Origin of the sequence: Pseudomonas sp. S9 (genome assembly GCF_000222125.1) — a bacterium.
GTDB lineage: Bacteria > Pseudomonadota > Gammaproteobacteria > Pseudomonadales > Pseudomonadaceae > Aquipseudomonas > Aquipseudomonas segetis.
In genome coordinates, this window is sequence record NZ_AFFX01000001.1 from 790067 (window position 1) to 809251 (window position 19185).

Sequence of the window (19185 nt, forward strand, 5' to 3'; positions counted from 1 at the left end):
CTCATCGCTTACCTCGGTTTTCAACCGTGAGTACTTTAAGAGAGATAGTCAGGCGCTTGGTCGATGCATTTTTCAACCATGGGCACAACTTGCTTCCACTTGCACATAGGGATTGTCGCCCTGCTCATCGGCTGGGACTTGATAGTTCAACTGGCAGGATTCCTGTGAGGACTGGCCCCACACCACTTTCAAACCCTGATGCTCGCCACGCAGGAAGATCAAACCACCCTGCCCGACCATGGCGACAGACTTGTTGTCGGCATCAACCACGCTCGCACCAAATGGCACCTCGGGGTTCTGTACCCGTAGCAGCAGCGGCTTGCCGCTAATGGTTGCATAGTCGAGCCGCACCACGGCACCACGGCGTGGCACTACATTCTGCGAAGTGGTTTGCAACTCGACATCCACTGGCAAGCCGCGCGGGCTGATGCCAACCGGGTTATGACGGTAAGGCGTCAGGCCTGCCTTTAGCGCTTCGCCATTACCATCAAGACGGTTACCCTGGCCGCTGGTTATTTCTGCGCCTGGGGCACCTTCGGCAACCAGCAATGCCATGGTTTCACCACGTTCCGGACTGAACACTACGCCGCCAGAATGGACGACCACGGTACCGGTGGCCGAACCTGAATATTGCTTGTAGTCATCACCATGGCTGTAGCTGGCACCGAGCTGGGTTGCAGAGGTGCGATAGTTGAGGTTGCCACCGTAGGTGTTGTCACTCTCGTTGTTGGTTTCCGAGCGGCTGGCGTACACGCCGTAGTTCATCTCGCCGTACTCACCAGCCGAGCCGGAAAGATTGCTACGTATCGAGTTGTTATTGTCATCGTCCAGTGTTGCCGTGGTGGTCAACATCGGCCGACGCGCCCCTGAGCCCAGCGGAATACTGGCGCTGAGCATGTAGGTGTCATTGTTCTCGCCGTCCTGCATCTCGCGGCTGGCGGTCAGGTTCATATAGCCCCAGCTGAAGCCTTTGCCATAGCCGAGCTGGAAGGTGGTGCTGTTGGACTGATCGCCCCAATAGTTGCGGGTCAGGCCGGTGAAATTGAAGTCGCCGTAATCACCCAGCGGTTGGCTGATATTGACCTGGAAGCGGTTGCGTTCACGCAATGACGCCGAGTCAGCGTTCTCGCGCAGGCGGGCGAAGTCGCCGAAGCTGAGGAACTCCTCGCTTGAGAACCGATAAGCCGCCAGGGAAAAATTCGTACGGGTAGCGTCCAGCAGCTTGCTGTAACTGATCCGGTAGCTTTGACCATTGAGGTCGCCGCCTATGGCATCTTCGCCCGAGCCAATGGTGGGCAAACCTTTGGCTCGGGTGAAAGTTGCATCGAATGCCACCGCACCAATGGGGGTAGCGAAAGCCGCACCGGCCAGGGCCGAGCTGTAGTCTTCAGCAAGGATACCGCCGCCGTATGCGGTCAGCTTGTTGCTTATACCGCGACGATAAGTGGCCTGGGTGAACCAGGGCTCATCTTCAAGGTTGTCATCGCGATAATTGCCCGAAGCGATGTTAAAGCGCGAAGAACCCGGACGCAGCATTTGCACCACTGCAGCAAAGGGGACGATAAAGCTTTTTTCACGCCCGTCTGCCTCGGTGACGGTAACCTCAAGGTCACCGGCATAACCGGTGGCGTAGAGATCGTCGATTACGAAAGCACCAGGTGCCACGCTGGTCTCATAAACCACATTGCCATTCTGGCTGATGGTGACCTTGGCGTTGGTCTCGGCAGTACCGCGGACAATAGGCGCGAAACCACGCTCGCTCTCCGGCAGCATGCTGTCGTCGCTGGCCAGTTGGATACCGGTGAACGGGATGCTGTCGAAGTCACTGCCCGGAGTGAAGTATTCACCGAGGGTGAGTTGCGACTGCAACATGTCGATATCGGTTTGCGCATAGCTGTTTTGCGAGCTGTACTCGCTCGGGCCATCGTCGCTGTCGCGATAATTGCCGTTATGGCGCAGGCGCCAGCCACTTACATTCAATCCAGCATTGATGTTTACGCTGTAGTCGGTGGTGGTATCCGCGCCATCGCGCTCGTTGCGAAATACGTTGCCGTGATAGCCGAGGATGGCGGCGGTGATGCCTTCATCCCACTCGGTCGGGTCGACATAGCCGCGTTTGACGCGCCCGGCATAAGCCTGGGGGATGCTCAAGGTTCCGCTGAGTTCGGCCACGTCCATACTGAAGCTGGCGCCCGGTATGAGTGCCTGTACCTCAACGCAATCGCTGGCCAGAACTCGCGCAACCTGCTCCTGGTCGGGCAACTGTTCAAGCCTGGCGCCCCAACGTTTGGCGTCTGCGGTAGAGAAACAGAAGTGTTGATTACCTTCAACGTCAGTTACTCGTACGTCCTGACGTATACGTTCCTTGCCGTTGAGGGTGATATCCAAGGTGTAGGTGCCAGGCACGACAATGCCCGCCTTGGCAAAACGCGAAAGGTCGATATCCTGCCCCATTCCACGCAAGAAACCGCTATCGAAAACAGGACTGGTGGCGACCTCGACAGGGTCGACAGCAGCCAGGGTATTTGCGGCTGAAGACATGCCGATAATTGTGCATATTAACCGTGCCAAAGGAGTGAGCCGTAGCTTTCCATAAGCAACAGTCTGCCCACCCGTTGCATGACTGCAGCGGAAAATCTTCATTTTGATGACCTAGAATCTTCCAGAAAGACTTTTATGCGAGGCGAACAAACCCACCTACTGGAAACCAGGCAAGTTCAATTAGTGACGCCAGCGATAGCTAGGTAAAGCACCACTCCTGGCTAGCGTTTCAGTTCATAGCTCTGCTCTCGGCTAGCACCGAAATCATCAAGCCAGTTCACCTGGACTTGCCCGCTCGAAACTGGGCCATTGACCCCTTTCAAAGGAAAATCTTGTGTCGCACGCGGTGCAACCATGCCACCGCTGTCGAGGCTGGATTTCTTTCCGCCCGCCTTCAGTTCTATATGGGCAAAAATTATTTCTTGCCGCCCGCCTTCAGTTCTATATGGGCAAAACTGACATGAAAGGCGGAGTCATTGCGTGCTTGCAATGCATAACCGGTACTGGCGCGAACCAGTGTCCAACTCAGTTTTTCAACTGCATCTTGCAACTTGCCCTGAAGCCCTTCGGGACGGTAGAACAGCTTGAGTCGTGTACGAAATGCCAACTGCATGACGTTGCGATCACCTGTACCCTCGGCCCTGGGCGGTACCTCCAGCACATTGAGCCAGAACACCGACTCTTGATCCTTTGGCAGTTGACCACCTACATGTACCACACGCAGCGTCTGCCCTTTGTTGGCTTCAACCCGTACCAAGGGTGGCAACACGACAAAAGGTAACTGCTCGGCACCTGGCTGCACCGAAGGATCGCCTGCATCAAGCCATGCCTGCACCAATGCGGGTTTATTGGCTGTGTTAGTCAAGCGAACGTTGATCTCACGTTCACCTGCCGGATAGATAAAGCGCGTCCCTGCGATCTGAACCCCTGCCTGCACCATCAGCGGAGCAACCAGTAGCCCCGCAAGCAAACAGGATGTCATTTTTCTCAGAGCGCTACGCATACCAACCTCCTCCTGAATACCCCGGCCGCAGATCACTTCCACGGCCGGGCAACGAGTTACTGATAATCGAGGCTATAGACCAGTTGAGTCTCTACCTGACCAGCTGTCGCGGCATCGGTGGCGACGTACTGCACACCGTACTCAAGGTTCGCGGTACCAGTACCACCATCGTCGGTAAAACCTACGAAGTTGTTGTTATCGTTGGTACGCAGATCGATACCGGTGCCAGAAGCATCAGTCACCTGTACCTGTACATTCTCAGCAGGAGTTGCAGCTGCGGTGTTGATCAAATAGCCTGTGGCCTGGTCGACGTTCAGGGCCTCGAAGTAGGCACGTACGCTGCCAGTCGCTGGGCAGCCAGTCAGTGACATGCTCACTGAAGTCGCGCCAGCGGTATCGCCTGGATTGGCCAGGGTAGTTTTGGATACGGATGGCAGAACGACAGTGGCGTCGCCAGTAGCACCGTTAACAGCGATATCACAAGAAGAGTCAACCACTTGGCCAGTAATGGTGATAGTGCCATCAGCAGCATAGGCGCCCGAGGCGCTCAGCAAACCGACACTGGCAAGACCCAGAAATGCAGCGGAAAGCGTTTTCATGTAAAACTCCAATAGAATCTGTTCAATAAACTCCGGAACCATCCTCGGTTTGGAGTGGCGCAAATGTTACTTTGCCACTACTCAGCTGGATGTAGTGTGCTTCTTCGGGGCCTGTAGGAAAATTCCGAGATACTGAGAAATGCAAGGCTGCATCTCATTCTCAGATGAAATATTTATGCGCTTATCCTATATGCTGGGGTGTTTGATAATTCTTTCAGCCAAGATCAATGCATGGCCCAGTGCAATAGCGCTGATGCAAAAAAACCGCTAGCGACTGCTCGCTAACGGTTTTGAAAGTTATTGCTGATCGGCCAAGGGATGGACTCAGCTTGGCCTCTCGGTAACGAGGGATTTGATAAAGCCGACCATCATCAGCAGCATAATGGCCATGAACGGCAGGCCCATCGCGACAGCCCCAGCCTGTATCCCCTTGAGTGCAGTGTCGCCACCAATCACGAATAAAGTGACTGTGACCAACGCCACCATAAACAGCCACAGGATTCGCTGACCCGCATGGGTATCAGGCTCACCACCAGCGGCCAGGTTATCAACCACCAGGGCGCCGGAATCCATCGATGTGACCATGAATATAACCAGCAGCACGACCACCAGCATGGAGGTAATAGTCGACATCGGCAGCACTTCCAGGAACTGGAACAATGCCATATTTATATCGGCCAGCCCTGCTGCGAGTGCGCCCTCTCCTGCTGCGACCTGATTGATGGCACCAAGGCCAAAAGCGGCAAACCAGAAAACAGTCGCTATGGTTGGAAATACCATTGCCACGCAGACCAATTGCCGCAGCGTACGACCGCGAGAAACCCTTGCCACAAACACACCGACAATTGGTCCCCAGGTGCACCACCACGCCCAATAGAAAACCGTCCAGCCTTGAAACCAATCCGGGTCTGGACGATTGATCCAGTTGGCCAGCGGGCCAAAGTACTCGACATAATCCACTGCTGTGGTCAGCACTGATGAAAGAAAGGTTCCCACGCCAACGGCAATAGCCACCAATACGAACAGCGCCAACGCCAGCAGCATATTGACGTTGCTCAACAGTTTCACCCCGGCATGCATGCCGCGCCATAATGAAAGAGCTGCAAGGCCGGTTACCGTGAAAATAAACAACAACTGAAAGCTGAAGGAGTTGGCAATACCCAGCACATGGGTGATGCCGGCGGTTGCCTGCATGGCACCCAGGCCCAGCGAAGTAGCCAGGCCAAACACGGTCAGCACGACTGTGAATACATCGACGATTTGCCCAGGCAAGCCTTTGTAGGCATCGCCTATTAGCGGCTTCAAACTTTAGCTAAGTGAGAAAGGCATGCCTTTGTTAAACGCGAAATAGCCAATTACCAGGGCACTTGTCAGGTAAATCGCCCAGGGGTGCAGCCCCCAATGAAAGATGGTTGCCCCCATTGCCGCATGAGCCGCCTCTGGTGTGTTCTTAACCACGTTGAGTGGTGTTTTCCACCATTCGGTGTATTGCGCAACCGGCTCGGCAACGCCCCAGTAGAGCAAGCCGACACCCATGCCGGCGGCAAACATCATGGAGAACCATGACAGCGTGCTGAACTCAGGCTTTGCATTCTCACCGCCCAGGCGGATTCTACCGTAAGGCGACAGGGCAATACCGGCACAAAACAACACGGCCAGATTGCCCATGATCATGATGAACCAATCACAATTCTTGAGAATCCAGCCCTTGATCGCCTCAAGGGCCTGGCCAAAGGCAACAGGCTCATACAACGCGGCCAATACCAGTGCCAGCACGATAAAAAATGATGCAGGGAAGATCACGCGATGGAAGTTCAACCCCATGATGCGCATATTGAATGCGGGCGCATGAGCACCCTCTGCAGCTATCTCTTTCATTACAAGGCCTCGCTATTATTTTTGTATTCAAAGCAATTCCGGGGCGTGTTTCGTCAATGCGAAATCACCACAAGGCAAGGTTCCGGACTTGTGCTGGAGAGCGATATTCAGTCAGGTCCAACCGCTGTACAAACCATTTTATTGAGTTGATTTATGACTTTTTATCACTGATATTTTTTCCATGGCCGCCGGTTTTCCATCCTGTTGAGCAGTTGGAAAACCGGCGGCTCTTGGCCTTGATCAAACAAGCCCATGACGTTGCTTCCAGTCACCTGGGTGCACTACATAGCCGAACAATGCATGGCCGCCATAGACCAGCTCGGTGCCCTCGGGAATCCACAACAACTGCCCGGGTGTTACGCGATAGAGCTGGTCATTGGCCTGCAACTCAAAGCAACCTTCTATGACAAAAACCACTTCGTCATAGAGTAGCGTCCAGGCCACTTGCGCACCTTCCCACCGGGCAAATCCAATGCCTATATTGGGCGAGACTTCGTTGCTGACAGCCCGGGCCACAAAGGCCTGTCCATCGCCCTGACCGGCGCTGCGCAAGGTGAAGTCGAGATCCTTGTGGTCAACCAGCAACACCGGGCCTGTGCCTGAAACCTTTACGCTGGAAGTTGGGCTGTTCATATTTCACTCCGGCTGTTGAATGCAGCTAAACGAATGCGTGAACGCACTCCCAACCCCAGAAAAGGTTCTGGCGGATTGAGTGATGGCATGCCGGTAACCGCTTGAATATCACGCAACTGGCTTGAGTCTGCGCCTATGGCTAGATCGGCCAGCAAAGTGCCGGAAATCGTGCCCCATGCCGCGCCGACACCGTTGTCGCAAGCGGAGGCAAAAACACCGTCCTGCAATTCACCAAAGAAGTTGGTGAAGTTGCGAGAAATGGCGTACACCCCGCCCCAGGTATGGGTAAACGGCACTGCGGCCAGTTGCGGGAAGCGCGCCACAAATGCCTTGCGATGATCTCGCGCAATTTGCTGGCGCATTGCATCACTGGTGCTACGGCCGTACTTGGGAACGTGCTTGTAGGTGTTGCGGATAATCAAGCGGCGATCCTGAGTCATGCGAACAGTGGTCCCGGCATGATCAGCCGGAGTCAGGCCCCAATCCAGCTGACCGCCATACTCGGCGAGCTCAGCATCAGTGAGTTGCCGCGTCCAGCTGGCAAACGTCATCACTGGTAGCAGGCGATTACGCAGGTAACCGAATTCCTGAGTAAATATGCTGGTGCCCAACAGCAGCTTTGGCGTAGTGATACGGCCTTGTGAGCCATGCAGAACCCAGCCGCCATTGGCATCCGACTCAAGCCGCTGGATGGGCGATTCTTCAAGCAACTCGACATTGGCCGGCAAGCTACGAGCCAAGCCATTGACCAGAGCGGCGGGCTGCATCAGGTAGCAGCCCGGGGTGAAAATGGCCTGGCTGTAATGTTGACTGCCGATGACCTTGGCTAATGCCCCGCGATCAACCCACTCAAAAGGCTCGCCGAGGTCTTTCATCAGTTTTGCAAAGTGCTCAAGGTAGGCTTGCCCGCGAGGACCTACCGCCCCCTGGTATTTACCGGCGTGCGACCATTGGCAATCAATGCCATGCTGGTCGACCAGGCCTTGCAATTGACTGATTGCTGAACGGTTAAGCCCTAGCAGGCGTTGCTTATGGGCAGGGTCTGGATGCTCAAGGGCAAACTTGTGCGGCAGGTCAATCACAAACCCCGAGTTACGCCCCGAAGCGCCGTACCCAACGCGCTGGGCATCAATCAAAAGGATGCGCGCCTCAGGCAGTTGCTCGGCCAGGCGCCTGGCGGCTGCCAGGCCGGCAAAGCCTGCGCCGATGACAGCGTAGTCTGCACGCTGCTGGCCCTGCAGGCGCTTGGCGGCTGGCAGATCATGCAATGCGCTGTACCAGCCGCAACTTGAGTCGTCCAAGGGTAAATTTGCGTTCTTATTCGTCATGATGCGTCTCTCAGGCCACGGCTTGTTGCGCGGTTTCGCACGATTGCAGCCAACTATTGCGTTGCAACTGGGCCTGGCGTCCAAGCAGCACGAACCCATGCAGTTTCCCGGCAGCGCAATAGAACCCGGCGCTCATGCCATCTTCGGTCGATGTGCAGCGCCACTCTCCCTGGATACCTGTTGCAGGTGGTAGCAGGCACAGGGGCGCCGCTGGTGTTTTCACCATGACCGGCATCAGTGGGTAGTCAGTCGCGCTCAATTGTCCGAGCAAGGTTTTGCTCAGTGCCTGGATTCCCTGGTTGATTGGTGCCAGATAGGGCAATAACTGCCCGTCGATTTCAATGCAGTCACCCAGGGCATAAATGCCCGGCACCGAGGTCCGCAAGTGCGCGTCGACCTTGATCCCGCGGTCGGTTGCAATCCCGGCGCTCTGCGCAAGCTGCAGGTTGGGTCGTAGCCCGACCGCAGACAGCACTAGGTCGGCCTCCAGCTCTTGACCATCACTTAGCTGCAACCTATAGCCCTGTTCCAGCCGGTCAATCTGCGTCAGCGAGTTTTGCAGGTACCAATTGACGCCCTGCTCGCTCAGCGCCTCTTGTAGATGCTGTCCGGCCTGCGCCGGTAGCAGGCGCTCCATAGGCCACTGCCCCAGGCCTATGACGCTGACCTGATAACCCTTGCCGACCAGATCATTGGCAAACTCACAACCAATAAGACCATCCCCCAGGATCGCCACATGCCTGGCACCGGCCAGGCGCTGGCGAAAGGCTTGGTAGTCCTGCAGGTTATTGACACTGAGCATGGCCTCGCTATCGCCTGCAATCGGCAGGCGAATGGGTGCGGCGCCACTGGCCAGCACCAACTGGCCATATTCCATCTCACCCAAACTGGTATGCAACACAGCCTTGGCACTGTCGATGTGCTCGACCTTGCAGTGTGGGTAGATGCGGATGTTCAGACGCTTTTCCAGAGCCAGTGGCGACTCGCTGGCAAGGCCTTCGACGCTCTTGCCCTGGGCAAGAGCAATGGACAGTCCAGGCTTGGAATACAAATGCCCGGAGTCCTGGGTAAGCAAACGAATTTCAACCTTGGCATCTGCCCGGCGTAACGCCTGGGCTAAACCATAACCAGCATAGCCACTGCCGATGATCACGATCGGCTGGCGTGGTTGCACGCTTGCTGGCGCTTCAACAATTGGCTTGGGCGCAACTGCGGGAGTTGCTACCGCAATGACGGGTTCGTCGATTTCAAGCATTTCGAAATCACTTTTACCAACGCCGCACTCCGGGCAGACCCAGTCTTCAGGTACATCTTCCCAGCGCGTCCCGGCAGCGATTCCATCTTTGGGCCAGCCTTCGGCTTCGTCGTAGATCAGGCCACAAACCACACATAACCACTTTTTCATGATCGTCTCCGCTACTCGCCGGTAACACGGATGGCAACGTTTTTTGTCCGAACGTAGCTGTAGAGCGCTTCCTGCCCTTTCTCGCGGCCGAAACCAGACAAGCCGACGCCGCCAAATGGCGTTTCGATACCACCGGCATACCATTCATTGACGAACACCTGGCCTGCTTTCAAGCGGCGTGTGCAACGCATGGCGCGGCTGATATCCTGGGTAAAGACACCGGCAACCAACCCGAACTCGGTGCCGTTGGCTATGGCCAGGGCATCTTCTTCGCTATCAAAGGGAATAACCGCCAGCACCGGGCCGAATACTTCATCCTGGGCAATGCTCATTTGCGGGCAGACATCGCGTATCACCGTTGGCCGCATAAAGTGCCCGGCACGATCATTAAAGGACTCGCCACCAGTGGCAATCACTGCGCCTTCTTCAACTGCGGTGCGGCACAGCTGTTCGATGCCTGCAAGCTGTCCGGCGCTGATTACTGGCGTCAGGTCGGGATTGTGTTCGCCAATATCGACACTCAGGCCTTCGGCCATATTCACAACCAGATCAACGATTTCATCGTAGATCTCGCGCTGCACGAGCAGTCGCGACAGGGCTGAACAGACCTGGCCGGCATTGAAGAAAATACCGCTTTTGACACTGCTCAATACCTGTTGGCGATCCGCATCGGCAAACACCAGCGCCGCCGATTTACCGCCCAACTCCATCACGCTCGGAGTAGCGTTTTCAGCCGCAGCGTGCAGAATCGATTGCCCTGTTGGAACTGATCCGGTGAATACAATCTGATCCACCTGTTTGCTGCTGACCAGGTATGAACCCACTTCCCGGCCGCGTCCGCAGATCAGGTTGACCGCTCCCTTGGGCAGCCCGACTTTGGCAATTGCACGGATCAACACGCACATGCCAAGCGGTGACAGCTCTGGCGATTTGATCACCACCGCATTTCCGGCCGCCAAAGCCGGAGCCAGTGAGCGCGCACAAATGGATACCGGGAAGTTCCAGGGTACGATCTGCGCCGACACGCCCATCGGATCGTACTGGGTGAAATCCATATAGCCATTGCCCAGTGGGATCGAGGTGCCCTCGATCTTGTCGGCCATGCCAGCGTAGTATTCGAAGTAACGCGCAGCTTCGGTGAACTCGTCACGGGCATCATTGAGGCTTTTGCCGTTTTCCTTGCAGAGCACCCAGGCGCCCTCCTCGGCAACCGCCCGGATCTCAGCGGCAATCTGCAACAGCCAGGTTACCCGCTGAGCTGGTCGTACGCGGTTTAGTTCGTTGCTGTCAGCGCAGCGGCGAGCAGCATCCAGTGCGCGCTGAGCATCGGCCACAGAGGCCTGGGCGATGGTCGCCAATGGTTCGCCAGTGGCAGGTTGATGCACCTTGAGCTGATTGGCGCTATCGACCCATTCTCCATCGATATAGTTGAGCCAGTGAGCATTGATGTTGGTCATGTCTGTCTCCTTAGGCCGACTTGTCCGTTTCCAGGAACTGGCGAGCAGCCCAGGTATGGAAAAAATGGGTCGGAATATCCATCTCGGGCGAGAAGGCACCACCTTTGTAACCCGGCGAGTGACGACCTTTCTGCATGCCCTCCACCGAACTCACGTCTTCGGCGAACACCACTTTCCAAGACTCCAGAATTGAATTGCGGCAAGCAGCGTATTCATCGTTCAGCGCTTCATCGCCGACGTAGAACACACGTAGATGTTCAAGGGTGCGCCCCGGCGCTACCGGTTCCAGTTGCATGGCAAAAGCGTGATCGGCCTGAATACCCAGCAGAACGTTGGGGAAAAAGGCTACGTACTCGGCATTGCGCAGACGGTCTTGCGGCCAGCTCGGAAACTTCGGCATATGCGTGCCTGCTACATCTGACAGGTTGTAGGCGTAGCTGCCCTGCCCTGCGAAGTTGTCGCCGAACATGATGTTGTAGTGGTCTTCAAGGCGTGAATAGGTATTCAGGCTGGGGTGGACCCAAGGCAGGTGATATGCCTCGCAGTAGTTTTCAACGGCCAGTTTCCAGTTGCAGTTGATATCCAGGGTGGTGGCATCGAAACCTGGTCGGCGACGCAGCAGGCTCATGCCATCGTCTCCCAGAAACTGGCTCCAACGGTCGGTCAGGGGGGCAAGCATTTCCTCCAGCGGTTGAGCGTCACCCGACAGGTTGACGAACACCATGTCCATCCAGGTCGCGCTGCGCAGCGCTTTAAGGCCATGTTTTTCGCAAGCGAAACGCTCATCCTTGTGCTTGTCGATTCCCCCCACGTGAGGCGTGCCGCGCAGTGCGCCATTCAAATCGTAAGTCCAGGAATGGTAAGGGCAACGGATGACCCCTTGCACAACGCCTTCTTCTTCGACCAGTTTCATGCCGCGGTGGCTGCATACGTTGTGGAATACCTGCACCACCCCTTCGCGATTACGCATCAACAGCAATGGCAGCCCCATGAAATCAACTGGCTTGACCGCCCCTTTCTGTACAAGATCGCTGGCAAAGCCGATGCATGCCCAGGTCTTGCCCATGACTTGATCACGCTCTAACTCGAAATAACGCTGCTCGGTATAGAACTCATTGCTGAGCCCGGTGGCTTGGTGAATGGGGTTGAGGACGGTTTCCAGTTGCTGGACCGGAATACGTTGAGAGATAGAATTGTTCATTGTTTTTCTCCCCTGCTGGGCACGGTTGGGTCAAGTTCGGCAGGTGCATTAGCCACGCTCCGTTGACCGCGAGTTTCGAGAAAAACAGCGATTTGCGACAAACGATTTTTTACATGATCGTTTATGACTTTTAATCATTAATAATTTATTAAAGGCCCTATGCAAGCTGCTAAGAGCACTTATTATTTTTATATATGATTAAAAGTCATTAATTGAAGAGAAAAACTATTGCCTGAACCATCAAGCGCCGGATTCAGGATCGCTTGCGGCAAGCGGTAGTTGGGAAATTAACCAGGAACGAAATTGCTTCACGCTTTGGCGTGTTGCAGCCCGACTGTTCGGTTCGAGCAAGCAAAATTGCCCTTCGGTCATCAAGGTCGATTCAACCGGGCGGACCAAGGCGCCCGTCTGCAGATGGTTGTCGACCAGGTTCGACCAGGCCAAAGCGATGCCCTGCCCGCCTATGGCCGACTGCAGCAACATCGAGTAGCTGTTGATATTGATTCGATGCCGTGGCTGGACCATTTTTGTACCCAGCCGGGTAAACCACTCCGACCAGCCTATCCAATCGCGCTGTGGGTCTTCCAGCCACAACAAGGTGCAGGATGAAAAGTGCTCAACGCTTTCCAGTTCAGGGTGCTTGGCCAGATAAGCCGGGCTGCACACCGGGAATACTTCCTCGGTGAACAAGGGAGTGACCTGCATGTTCTTTGGCAAGGTGCGGCAATAGTAAAGCGCCAAGTCACAATCGAGCCGCGAGTAATCCTTGACGTGATCGTAGGCGATGATGCGCAGGTCAATTTCTTCGTTGTCACGCTGGAACTCGGCTACTTTTGGCAACAGCCACAATGAGGCCATTGCAGTGCTGGTCGCTACCGTGACTTGCTGCGAACCTTTCCAGTGACGAATTTCTCCGGTGGCGCTGGCCAGTTGAATCAAGGTCTCGCGAACGACTTCGTAATATTGGTTACCGGTTGGCGTAAGGTTCATGGCTCGAGTCGTACGCTCGAAAAGCGCCTTGCCCAGGTAGTCCTCCAGCAACCTGACCTGACGACTTACCGCCCCTTGGGTCACATTGAGTTCATGGGCGGCAAGGGTGAAGCTCAAATTACGAGCAGCGCTCTCAAAGGCAACCAGGCTATTCAAGGGTGGCAATGGATTAATTTTCATCAGGCGACCACTTATTCTTATGTTTGTAGCTCATCGCACTTCACTTTGAAGCCTGATTTGATAAAGCCAGTCGACTTGAGTCGGGCTCAAGAACCTGCAGGCACAGGTGCTTTTTGCGAGCGCAAAGCGGGCTTTATCAACATGCTTAAAATAAAATGACCGATGAGTCGTTTACTGCAAGCATGGCTTTTTACGCCATCCCCTAGAGAGTCCGCCAGTGTTTTTTTATGCAGCGACAGCATGCTGTCAAGTCGCCGCAAGGGGGCTATGACAGTGATCCGACATGAACAGTAGACCTGCTATCAGGCGTTAGTTCTGGCCTTCAAGACTGCGGAACTACGGCTCACTGCCGTGCTCTTCTTCAGCTGACCAGCACAATGTGTGCTGGCATCCGGCCCAGCTCAACGGCAAACCCACCATGATCCCACATCAAGGTGAAAGTGATTGCGATGTGCAGCGTTGTATTCAGGGCTCAGAACCACGTTGAACGCCTCACAAGCACCATCGCGTGCCAGGCGCAGAAAGCGTGCATCTTCCCCCTGCCCCGACCAATCCTTGAGCACGCTGATGCGACGTCCGTCAGCCAAACGAAAACCAGCTATATCAAGCGCGTCGGCACTTGCATGCCGGCTGAGGGCTCCGTTCTTGCGGTTGTAAATATTCCTGCAGGCGAAACTACCCAAGTGGTCGATCTGGCTGACGGGCTGCCCGTACACAGCCTGCGCTGCCGGCTGCAAGCCATGGCGATCAAACAAGGCAAAGGCCACGGCAAGTGGACAACTGGCCAGAAAACTGCTGCTCAACCCAGGATTGCCACCCTGGACCCGCACCACGTTCTGTAGCGGGCAACGTGCATCTGCGGGACTGTCTTGCTGCTTTACAAACCTCAAGCCAGAGCCTTCCAGGGCCTGTTCACAGAGCTGCGGATCATTGCGTAGCCGCATCAGCTTGTAGCGCGTCAGCCAATTGGGTTGGGCGGCCACATCCAGTGGCGCCCATGGATTCCAGGCATCAGGCAAGGACACCCAACCGCGCCAGACTCCGAACAGCACGCCAAAGCCCAGAACGGACAACAACAAAAGCACTTTCACACCCCGCACGACGACTCCCGGTTATAAATTGGTGTGCCAGCTAGCCTGTGACAGTCCCAAGCATATGCCATTGGGCCTTGATATTAGCGCATAACGACAACCATCTTGCCTTCTGCTTCATTGGCTTCCATCACGCGGTGAGCTTCGTGAATCTCCTCAAATCCGAATACCCGTGATGGCTTTACATCAAGGCGTCCGGCGGCAGCCTCTTCGGCAATGGCTTGCAGTGGCACATCCGCGAGAGGAAACCCTGGGGTGCCAAAGACGAAGCTTGCAAAGAATGTCAGGTAAACGCCACTCGCCATCTGCAGCAGTGGGTTGAAATCACCTATAGGATCAAGCCCACCCAACCATCCTGCCAGGCATACACGACCACCGCGCCGCACAATTGCCAGGGAGTCGAGTACCGTACTGTTGCCCACCAGGTCGAGCACGGCATCAAAGCCTTTGGCCCCGGCAATACTGGTTGATAAGGCGGGCCCTTCAAGTTCAACACCGGCAGCGCCGAGCGCCTTGAGCATCTGTGCACGCCTCTGGCTACGGGTTGTTGCAATCACGCGAATCCCGGCGTTTACAGCCAACTTGATTGCAGCCTGCCCAAATGAAGAGGTAGCGCCCCTGATCAGCAGCGTCTGGCCCCGCTCGATTTCGAGATTGCGGAACAGGCAGGTCCAGGCCGTGGCATAGGTTTCAGGAATGGCAGCCAACTGCGCCCATGGAAGATCGGCATTGATAAGCGCAACGTTGGTGACTGGTGCCTGGGTGTACTCGGCATAGCTGCCATTGATCGTCCTGCCAAGCCCGCCCATCAACGCGGCGACCTTGGCCCCTACAGGGAACTCTCCTCCTGGACAGGATTTAACAATGCCTACACATTCAATCCCGCTTACCGGAGCGGCTTCAGCCCATTCACCACGCCGCATATGCATCTCTGCATGGTTAATACCAAATGCCTTGATTTCGATAATGACGTAGCCTTCCTTGTCTTCAGGCTCAGCAATATTTTTATAAACCATGCTATCCAGGCCACCAAATTTTTCCAGAACGATCGCTTTCATAAAATTCTCCTTCCAGGGTGCGCAAAGGCATCGGCTCGATTTGACAGTGCTCCGAGAGATCAAGCTGCCCAAGGCCAATCGACGGTAACCGCTCAAGAGGCAATAATCAGGTTATTAAAGACTGTGTAACTTGTCAAAGGTAGTTTGTCTGGTTACCCTTCAGCCATACCCGACCTAAAGCGAGCAGCCAATGCCCCCTATCTCAGCTGTGCCTGCAATTTTCGTCGCTGATGCACCAGCCCTGGACTTCCTCAACTCAATAGCCACACCTGTCGATGAAGAGGTCGACTGGCTCGCCGATGCGCGTGGCTTACTTGATTGGTTGGCGCAGTCCGGCTGGGTTGCCCCGCAAACCCTGGCGCATATCGAGGCAGGTGCGTTGCCAGGTGAGTTGGAGGCCGTTGCGACACAAACCAGGGCGCTACGTGACTGGTTCAGGACCTTTGTCTCCAAATATGCTGGAAACACGCTGCCAACCGAGGCTTTGAGTGATCTGGCAACCCTCAACCGTTTGCTGGACAGGGACGATAAGTTCAGCCAGATAGCTGCGTCTCAACACAGCCCTGCCCAGCTTGAACTGCAGTCTCACCGGCGTTGGCGGACCCCTGACGCACTACTCCTTCCCATTGCAGAAGTGCTGGCTAGGTTTATTTGCGAGGAAGACTTCTCAAATATCAAAAGCTGCGAAGGAACGCGCTGCACCCTCATGTTTGTTGACCATACGCGTGGCAAGAAGCGTCGTTGGTGCAGCATGTCAGTCTGCGGCAATCGTGCAAAAGCGGCGGCGCATCGCGAACGCCAAAAAGCGACTGACGACTAGATTAGCGCGCTCTCCTACCTTGGGCGCTCGCCTGCCGCTGCTCCACCTGCTCAACTGATTGCCAATGCCTGATCTGGCATTGGTAGAGCCCACACGCCGTCTGACTTCCCCCCTGTCCCTGTATTGCTTCGTGCACAGCGCCTCGCGCCTGTTTTGCCTTGGGCATGTCCAGTTATAAAAACCGAACAATCAAGTAACCTCTCAAAATCATTTTGACAGGTTACTAAATCCATGCCAGTGTTTATTGCGTAGATGCAGTGTTTATTCCCACATCACTTGAGGAACAAATCATGTCCAGTGCAAATGACACCGCAAGGTTGATCACCTATAACTTCGCCGAAGCCGATGGCGTACGCATGTTCTATCGGGAAGCCGGAGACCGGAACAAGCCAACGATGTTGTTGCTTCACGGTTATCCCAGCTCCTCGCATCAGTTTCGCCAGCTCATTCCATTGCTATCGGCTCACTACCACATCATCGCGCCAGACTTGCCCGGCTTTGGTTTCACAGAGGTGCCAGATTCGCGCGCCTACCTCTACAGTTTTGACGCCCTGGCCAAAACGCTGGGGGATTTCGTTGAGGTGTTGGGCCTGAAGGCCTACTCAATGTATGTCTTTGACTATGGCGCCCCAGTGGGCTTGCGATTGGCTGTGCAATACCCCGGCCGGGTGACAGGCCTGATAAGCCAGAATGGCAATGCCTACCTGGAGGGATTGGGTGATGCATGGGCTCCGATCAGGGCTTATTGGGCCGAACCCACTGCCGCCAATCGCCAAGTGATCGCTGATAATGTCCTCAGTCTCGAAGGCACACGCTGGCAGTATCTGCACGGTGTTGAGCGCCCAGAGTTGGTCGCACCTGAGTCATACAGACTCGATACCCTGCTGATGGAGCGTCCCGGAAACAAGGACATCCAGCTGGATCTGTTTCTTGATTACGCCAATAACCTGGAGCGCTACCCAGAGTTCCAGGAATTCTTCCGCAGTCACAAGATCCCGACCTTGGTTATCTGGGGCAAGCACGATCCTTTTTTCATCCCACCAGGTGCTGAAGCGTTCAAGCGTGATAACCCCAATGCGGTTGTCGAGCTTCTGGATACCGGCCATTTCGCACTTGAGACTCACGCTGAGCACATTGCCCGGCGAATCATTCAAACCATAGGCTAAGCGAAGCGGTACTGGCGACTGCGGCCATGGATGGCACAAGCCCAGAGCCAAAACGATTTCTTCACTGAAGCCTGGTGCTCACCGCTTCCTGCTATTACGTCTGGAGTTGATCATGAATTACTTTATAGAACTGCTTGGCCGTTCGGGGCTTCTCAAGCGCGACCTTGATTACCATCTGCTCCGCAGCGTGATGGTGATCATTTTTCTGTGGTTTGGCTATGACAAATGGTTCGAAGCCGAAATAGTTGATTTGCTGCCGCTGATCAATAACGGCCCCCTTATTTCCTGGACGATTCCAGTATTCGGGGTCAATGGCACGAGCATTTTCCTTGGTGCTTCGGAATGGACCTTTGCCACGTTATTGTTTATGGGCTTCTGGCACAAAAAGCTGGGAGTACTGGGCGCCCTGGGGTCATGTGCGACCTTCCTTGGCACCCTTAGCATCTTTCCCTTTGCACCGGGTGCCTGGCACCAAGGTGCTGGCGGTTTTCCCGCCATGACCATAGTTTCAGCTTTTCTGTTGAAGGACCTGGTGTTGCTGGCGGTGTCGGTCTACCTGCTCAAGCAAGACGTCAGCCGTGTTATTGCGGCGCGCGGCCTGGCCGTCTAGCCAAGATCGGCGCGACGCTTGCAGTTCACCCAGTCGACGCTCTACAGCCGTCGACTGGGTGACCCCTTCCCTCGCTTCTGGCGGCCATGGCGCCGGGCATCTAGTGTTTTTCGTCGTCCGTGTTTGAGCCTTGAAGCAATGGCATCACATGCAATACCAATAGCACGATAACTGTCGAGATCAGCGCAGTTGCCTCTCGCCCCAGACCAACTGCTACGCCTATGGCCGCCGAGGCCCACAATCCGGCAGCCGTGGTCAGCCCCTTGACATTGGCGATACTGTCACCTTTGAGAATCGTACCCGCGCAAACAAAACCGATGCCCGTGGCCACCCCCTGGATGACCCGGCTCATGGCGTCATGTTCGGCACCTTCCTGTTCCAGGGCCATCACAAAGATAGTCGCACCGAGGCACACCAGCATATGTGTGCGTATGCCTGCGGCCTTGCCCATAACCTCACGCTCGTAGCCGAGCAGCCCGCCAAGGAACATCGCCAACAACAGGCGCAGGCTGGCCCGGGTCAGTTGCTCTACTTGGCCAAGATCAGAAAACTCGAGAATCAGGGTCGCGATAATGCGTTCGCTAATGTCCATCAGCCTCTCCAGAATGGAACCCTTCTGTTTCTGAGGTGAAAACACGGCAAAGGTTCATCTAATCAGCACTGCATGCCTCCATCCATCCGCTCACAGGAACCAAAGCCCCGCTACAAGGTTCTCTTGCCTTATGCGCCGCGGGGCAATCCGGCACCACGGCGAATCGGGAGAACATGTCATGACACGCGCAAGCAAGGACAAGTACACCGAGAAACAAAAGCGTAAAGCCGAACATATAGAAGACAGCTACAAGGCTAAGGGCGTGCCAGAAGATGAGGCCCAAGCACGGGCCTGGGCCACGGTGAACAAGCAGTCAGGCGGAGGCAACAAGGTCGGCGGTTCGGGTCGACAGACTGATGAAGCCGGCAAAGAGGCCGCCCGCCGATCATCTGCACGCCGGGCTGCGGCTACGCGCAAAGGCACGCCACGACCCGGTCAACGACTGGACCGAATGACCAAGACCGAGCTTATGGATCTGGCGCGCAAGCGCAATCTGGCTGGCCGCTCGACCATGCGCAAACAGCAATTGCTCGATGCGCTACGCGAGGCTAGATGACTGTCACCCACAGCCCCATTGCTGGGGCTGCAGGCGCCGTTGGGTCAGTTCATCCCCAGCCAGTTTGGCAGGGCCAT

General features: G+C 55.5%; 17 protein-coding genes and 2 pseudogenes. 4 read left to right on the top strand and 15 right to left on the bottom strand.

Annotation, left to right across the window (positions count from 1 at the left end):
- Positions 1–72 precede the first annotated feature (72 nt).
- The 14 genes and pseudogenes from PSES9_RS0103610 to PSES9_RS0103675 form a co-directional block, all read right to left on the bottom strand.
- Positions 73–2541 carry a fimbria/pilus outer membrane usher protein gene (locus PSES9_RS0103610; protein WP_010678648.1) on the bottom strand — a complete coding sequence of 823 codons (2469 nt, stop codon included), beginning with the start codon at positions 2539–2541 and terminating at the stop codon, positions 73–75.
- 221 nt (positions 2542–2762) lie between these two features.
- Positions 2763–2960, bottom strand: a complete 198-nt coding sequence (locus PSES9_RS25635) for a hypothetical protein (protein ID WP_083840237.1) — start codon at positions 2958–2960, stop codon at positions 2763–2765.
- Positions 2957–3544 (bottom strand): fimbrial biogenesis chaperone, encoded by a 588-nt coding sequence (locus tag PSES9_RS0103620; protein ID WP_010678650.1) that lies wholly within the window; start codon positions 3542–3544, stop codon positions 2957–2959. Before PSES9_RS0103620 ends, PSES9_RS25635 begins: the two co-directional genes overlap by 4 nt.
- Positions 3545–3600: 56 nt before the next feature.
- The gene (locus PSES9_RS0103625; RefSeq protein ID WP_010678651.1) at positions 3601–4143 is read right to left on the bottom strand and encodes a fimbrial protein; all 543 of its coding nucleotides are present in this window, start codon (positions 4141–4143) and stop codon (positions 3601–3603) included.
- A 324-nt stretch (positions 4144–4467) separates the two neighbouring features.
- Positions 4468–6021, bottom strand: a pseudogene (locus PSES9_RS22950) (BCCT family transporter).
- Between the two features lie 240 nt (positions 6022–6261).
- Positions 6262–6654, bottom strand: coding sequence for an ethanolamine utilization protein EutQ (locus tag PSES9_RS0103640; protein ID WP_010678654.1), 393 nt, complete (start codon positions 6652–6654; stop codon positions 6262–6264).
- Positions 6651–7982, bottom strand: coding sequence for an NAD(P)/FAD-dependent oxidoreductase (locus tag PSES9_RS0103645; protein WP_010678655.1), 1332 nt, complete (start codon positions 7980–7982; stop codon positions 6651–6653). Before PSES9_RS0103645 ends, PSES9_RS0103640 begins: the two co-directional genes overlap by 4 nt.
- A 10-nt stretch (positions 7983–7992) precedes the next feature.
- Complete coding sequence (locus PSES9_RS0103650; protein WP_238530361.1) at positions 7993–9237, bottom strand: FAD-dependent oxidoreductase; 1245 nt, start codon at positions 9235–9237, stop codon at positions 7993–7995.
- A pseudogene (locus tag PSES9_RS25195) lies at positions 9226–9387 on the bottom strand (rubredoxin); the annotation flags it as partial. The pseudogene PSES9_RS25195 and the gene PSES9_RS0103650, both read right to left, overlap by 12 nt.
- Before the next feature lie 11 nt (positions 9388–9398).
- Positions 9399–10844 carry an aldehyde dehydrogenase family protein gene (locus PSES9_RS0103655; RefSeq protein WP_010678657.1) on the bottom strand — a complete coding sequence of 482 codons (1446 nt, stop codon included), beginning with the start codon at positions 10842–10844 and terminating at the stop codon, positions 9399–9401.
- Between the two features lie 10 nt (positions 10845–10854).
- A complete protein-coding gene (locus tag PSES9_RS0103660) occupies positions 10855–12045 on the bottom strand; it encodes an aromatic ring-hydroxylating oxygenase subunit alpha (RefSeq protein ID WP_010678658.1) in 1191 nt (396 codons plus the stop codon).
- Between the two features lie 240 nt (positions 12046–12285).
- Positions 12286–13215, bottom strand: coding sequence for a LysR substrate-binding domain-containing protein (locus PSES9_RS0103665; protein WP_010678659.1), 930 nt, complete (start codon positions 13213–13215; stop codon positions 12286–12288).
- Between the two features lie 401 nt (positions 13216–13616).
- Positions 13617–14315 (bottom strand): extensin-like domain-containing protein, encoded by a 699-nt coding sequence (locus PSES9_RS0103670; protein ID WP_029529354.1) that lies wholly within the window; start codon positions 14313–14315, stop codon positions 13617–13619.
- A gap of 74 nt (positions 14316–14389) precedes the next feature.
- Complete coding sequence (locus tag PSES9_RS0103675) at positions 14390–15364, bottom strand: zinc-binding alcohol dehydrogenase family protein (protein WP_010678661.1); 975 nt, start codon at positions 15362–15364, stop codon at positions 14390–14392.
- Positions 15365–15554: 190 nt separating this feature from the next.
- Here PSES9_RS0103675 and PSES9_RS0103680 point away from each other — a divergent pair, with 190 nt between their 5' ends.
- The 3 genes from PSES9_RS0103680 to PSES9_RS0103690 all read left to right on the top strand — a co-directional run bounded on the left by PSES9_RS0103680 (position 15555) and on the right by PSES9_RS0103690 (position 17960).
- Entirely contained in the window at positions 15555–16184 is a 630-nt protein-coding gene (locus PSES9_RS0103680) for a CGNR zinc finger domain-containing protein (RefSeq protein WP_010678662.1), read from the top strand.
- 290 nt (positions 16185–16474) lie between these two features.
- Positions 16475–17350, top strand: a complete 876-nt coding sequence (locus tag PSES9_RS0103685; protein WP_010678663.1) for an alpha/beta fold hydrolase — start codon at positions 16475–16477, stop codon at positions 17348–17350.
- A gap of 112 nt (positions 17351–17462) precedes the next feature.
- Positions 17463–17960: a YkgB family protein gene (locus tag PSES9_RS0103690; protein WP_010678664.1), complete on the top strand. Its 498-nt coding sequence runs from the start codon at positions 17463–17465 to the stop codon at positions 17958–17960.
- A gap of 100 nt (positions 17961–18060) precedes the next feature.
- On the opposite strand, the gene PSES9_RS0103695 is transcribed toward PSES9_RS0103690, so the two are convergent.
- A complete protein-coding gene (locus tag PSES9_RS0103695; protein WP_010678665.1) occupies positions 18061–18552 on the bottom strand; it encodes an MgtC/SapB family protein in 492 nt (163 codons plus the stop codon).
- Positions 18553–18730: 178 nt separating this feature from the next.
- Between PSES9_RS0103695 and PSES9_RS0103700 the strand changes: the two genes are divergently transcribed.
- The gene (locus PSES9_RS0103700; RefSeq protein ID WP_010678666.1) at positions 18731–19108 is read left to right on the top strand and encodes a Rho termination factor N-terminal domain-containing protein; all 378 of its coding nucleotides are present in this window, start codon (positions 18731–18733) and stop codon (positions 19106–19108) included.
- Positions 19109–19185: the final 77 nt, after the last annotated feature.

Bases quoted from the DNA above. Each gene is read 5' to 3' on its own strand.
- PSES9_RS0103640 (WP_010678654.1), bottom strand. From the start codon at position 6,654: ATGAACAGCCCAACTTCCAGCGTAAAGGTTTCAGGCACAGGCCCGGTG.
- PSES9_RS0103610 (WP_010678648.1), bottom strand. From the start codon at position 2,541: ATGTCTTCAGCCGCAAATACCCTGGCTGCTGTCGACCCTGTCGAGGTC.
- PSES9_RS0103655 (WP_010678657.1), bottom strand. From the start codon at position 10,844: ATGACCAACATCAATGCTCACTGGCTCAACTATATCGATGGAGAATGG.
- PSES9_RS0103685 (WP_010678663.1), top strand. From the start codon at position 16,475: ATGTCCAGTGCAAATGACACCGCAAGGTTGATCACCTATAACTTCGCC.
- PSES9_RS0103625 (WP_010678651.1), bottom strand. From the start codon at position 4,143: ATGAAAACGCTTTCCGCTGCATTTCTGGGTCTTGCCAGTGTCGGTTTG.
- PSES9_RS0103695 (WP_010678665.1), bottom strand. From the start codon at position 18,552: ATGGACATTAGCGAACGCATTATCGCGACCCTGATTCTCGAGTTTTCT.
- PSES9_RS0103700 (WP_010678666.1), top strand. From the start codon at position 18,731: ATGACACGCGCAAGCAAGGACAAGTACACCGAGAAACAAAAGCGTAAA.
- PSES9_RS0103620 (WP_010678650.1), bottom strand. From the start codon at position 3,544: ATGCGTAGCGCTCTGAGAAAAATGACATCCTGTTTGCTTGCGGGGCTA.
- PSES9_RS0103660 (WP_010678658.1), bottom strand. From the start codon at position 12,045: ATGAACAATTCTATCTCTCAACGTATTCCGGTCCAGCAACTGGAAACC.
- PSES9_RS0103665 (WP_010678659.1), bottom strand. From the start codon at position 13,215: ATGAAAATTAATCCATTGCCACCCTTGAATAGCCTGGTTGCCTTTGAG.
- PSES9_RS0103690 (WP_010678664.1), top strand. From the start codon at position 17,463: ATGAATTACTTTATAGAACTGCTTGGCCGTTCGGGGCTTCTCAAGCGC.
- PSES9_RS0103650 (WP_238530361.1), bottom strand. From the start codon at position 9,237: ATGCTTGAAATCGACGAACCCGTCATTGCGGTAGCAACTCCCGCAGTT.
- PSES9_RS0103645 (WP_010678655.1), bottom strand. From the start codon at position 7,982: ATGACGAATAAGAACGCAAATTTACCCTTGGACGACTCAAGTTGCGGC.
- PSES9_RS0103680 (WP_010678662.1), top strand. From the start codon at position 15,555: ATGCCCCCTATCTCAGCTGTGCCTGCAATTTTCGTCGCTGATGCACCA.
- PSES9_RS0103675 (WP_010678661.1), bottom strand. From the start codon at position 15,364: ATGAAAGCGATCGTTCTGGAAAAATTTGGTGGCCTGGATAGCATGGTT.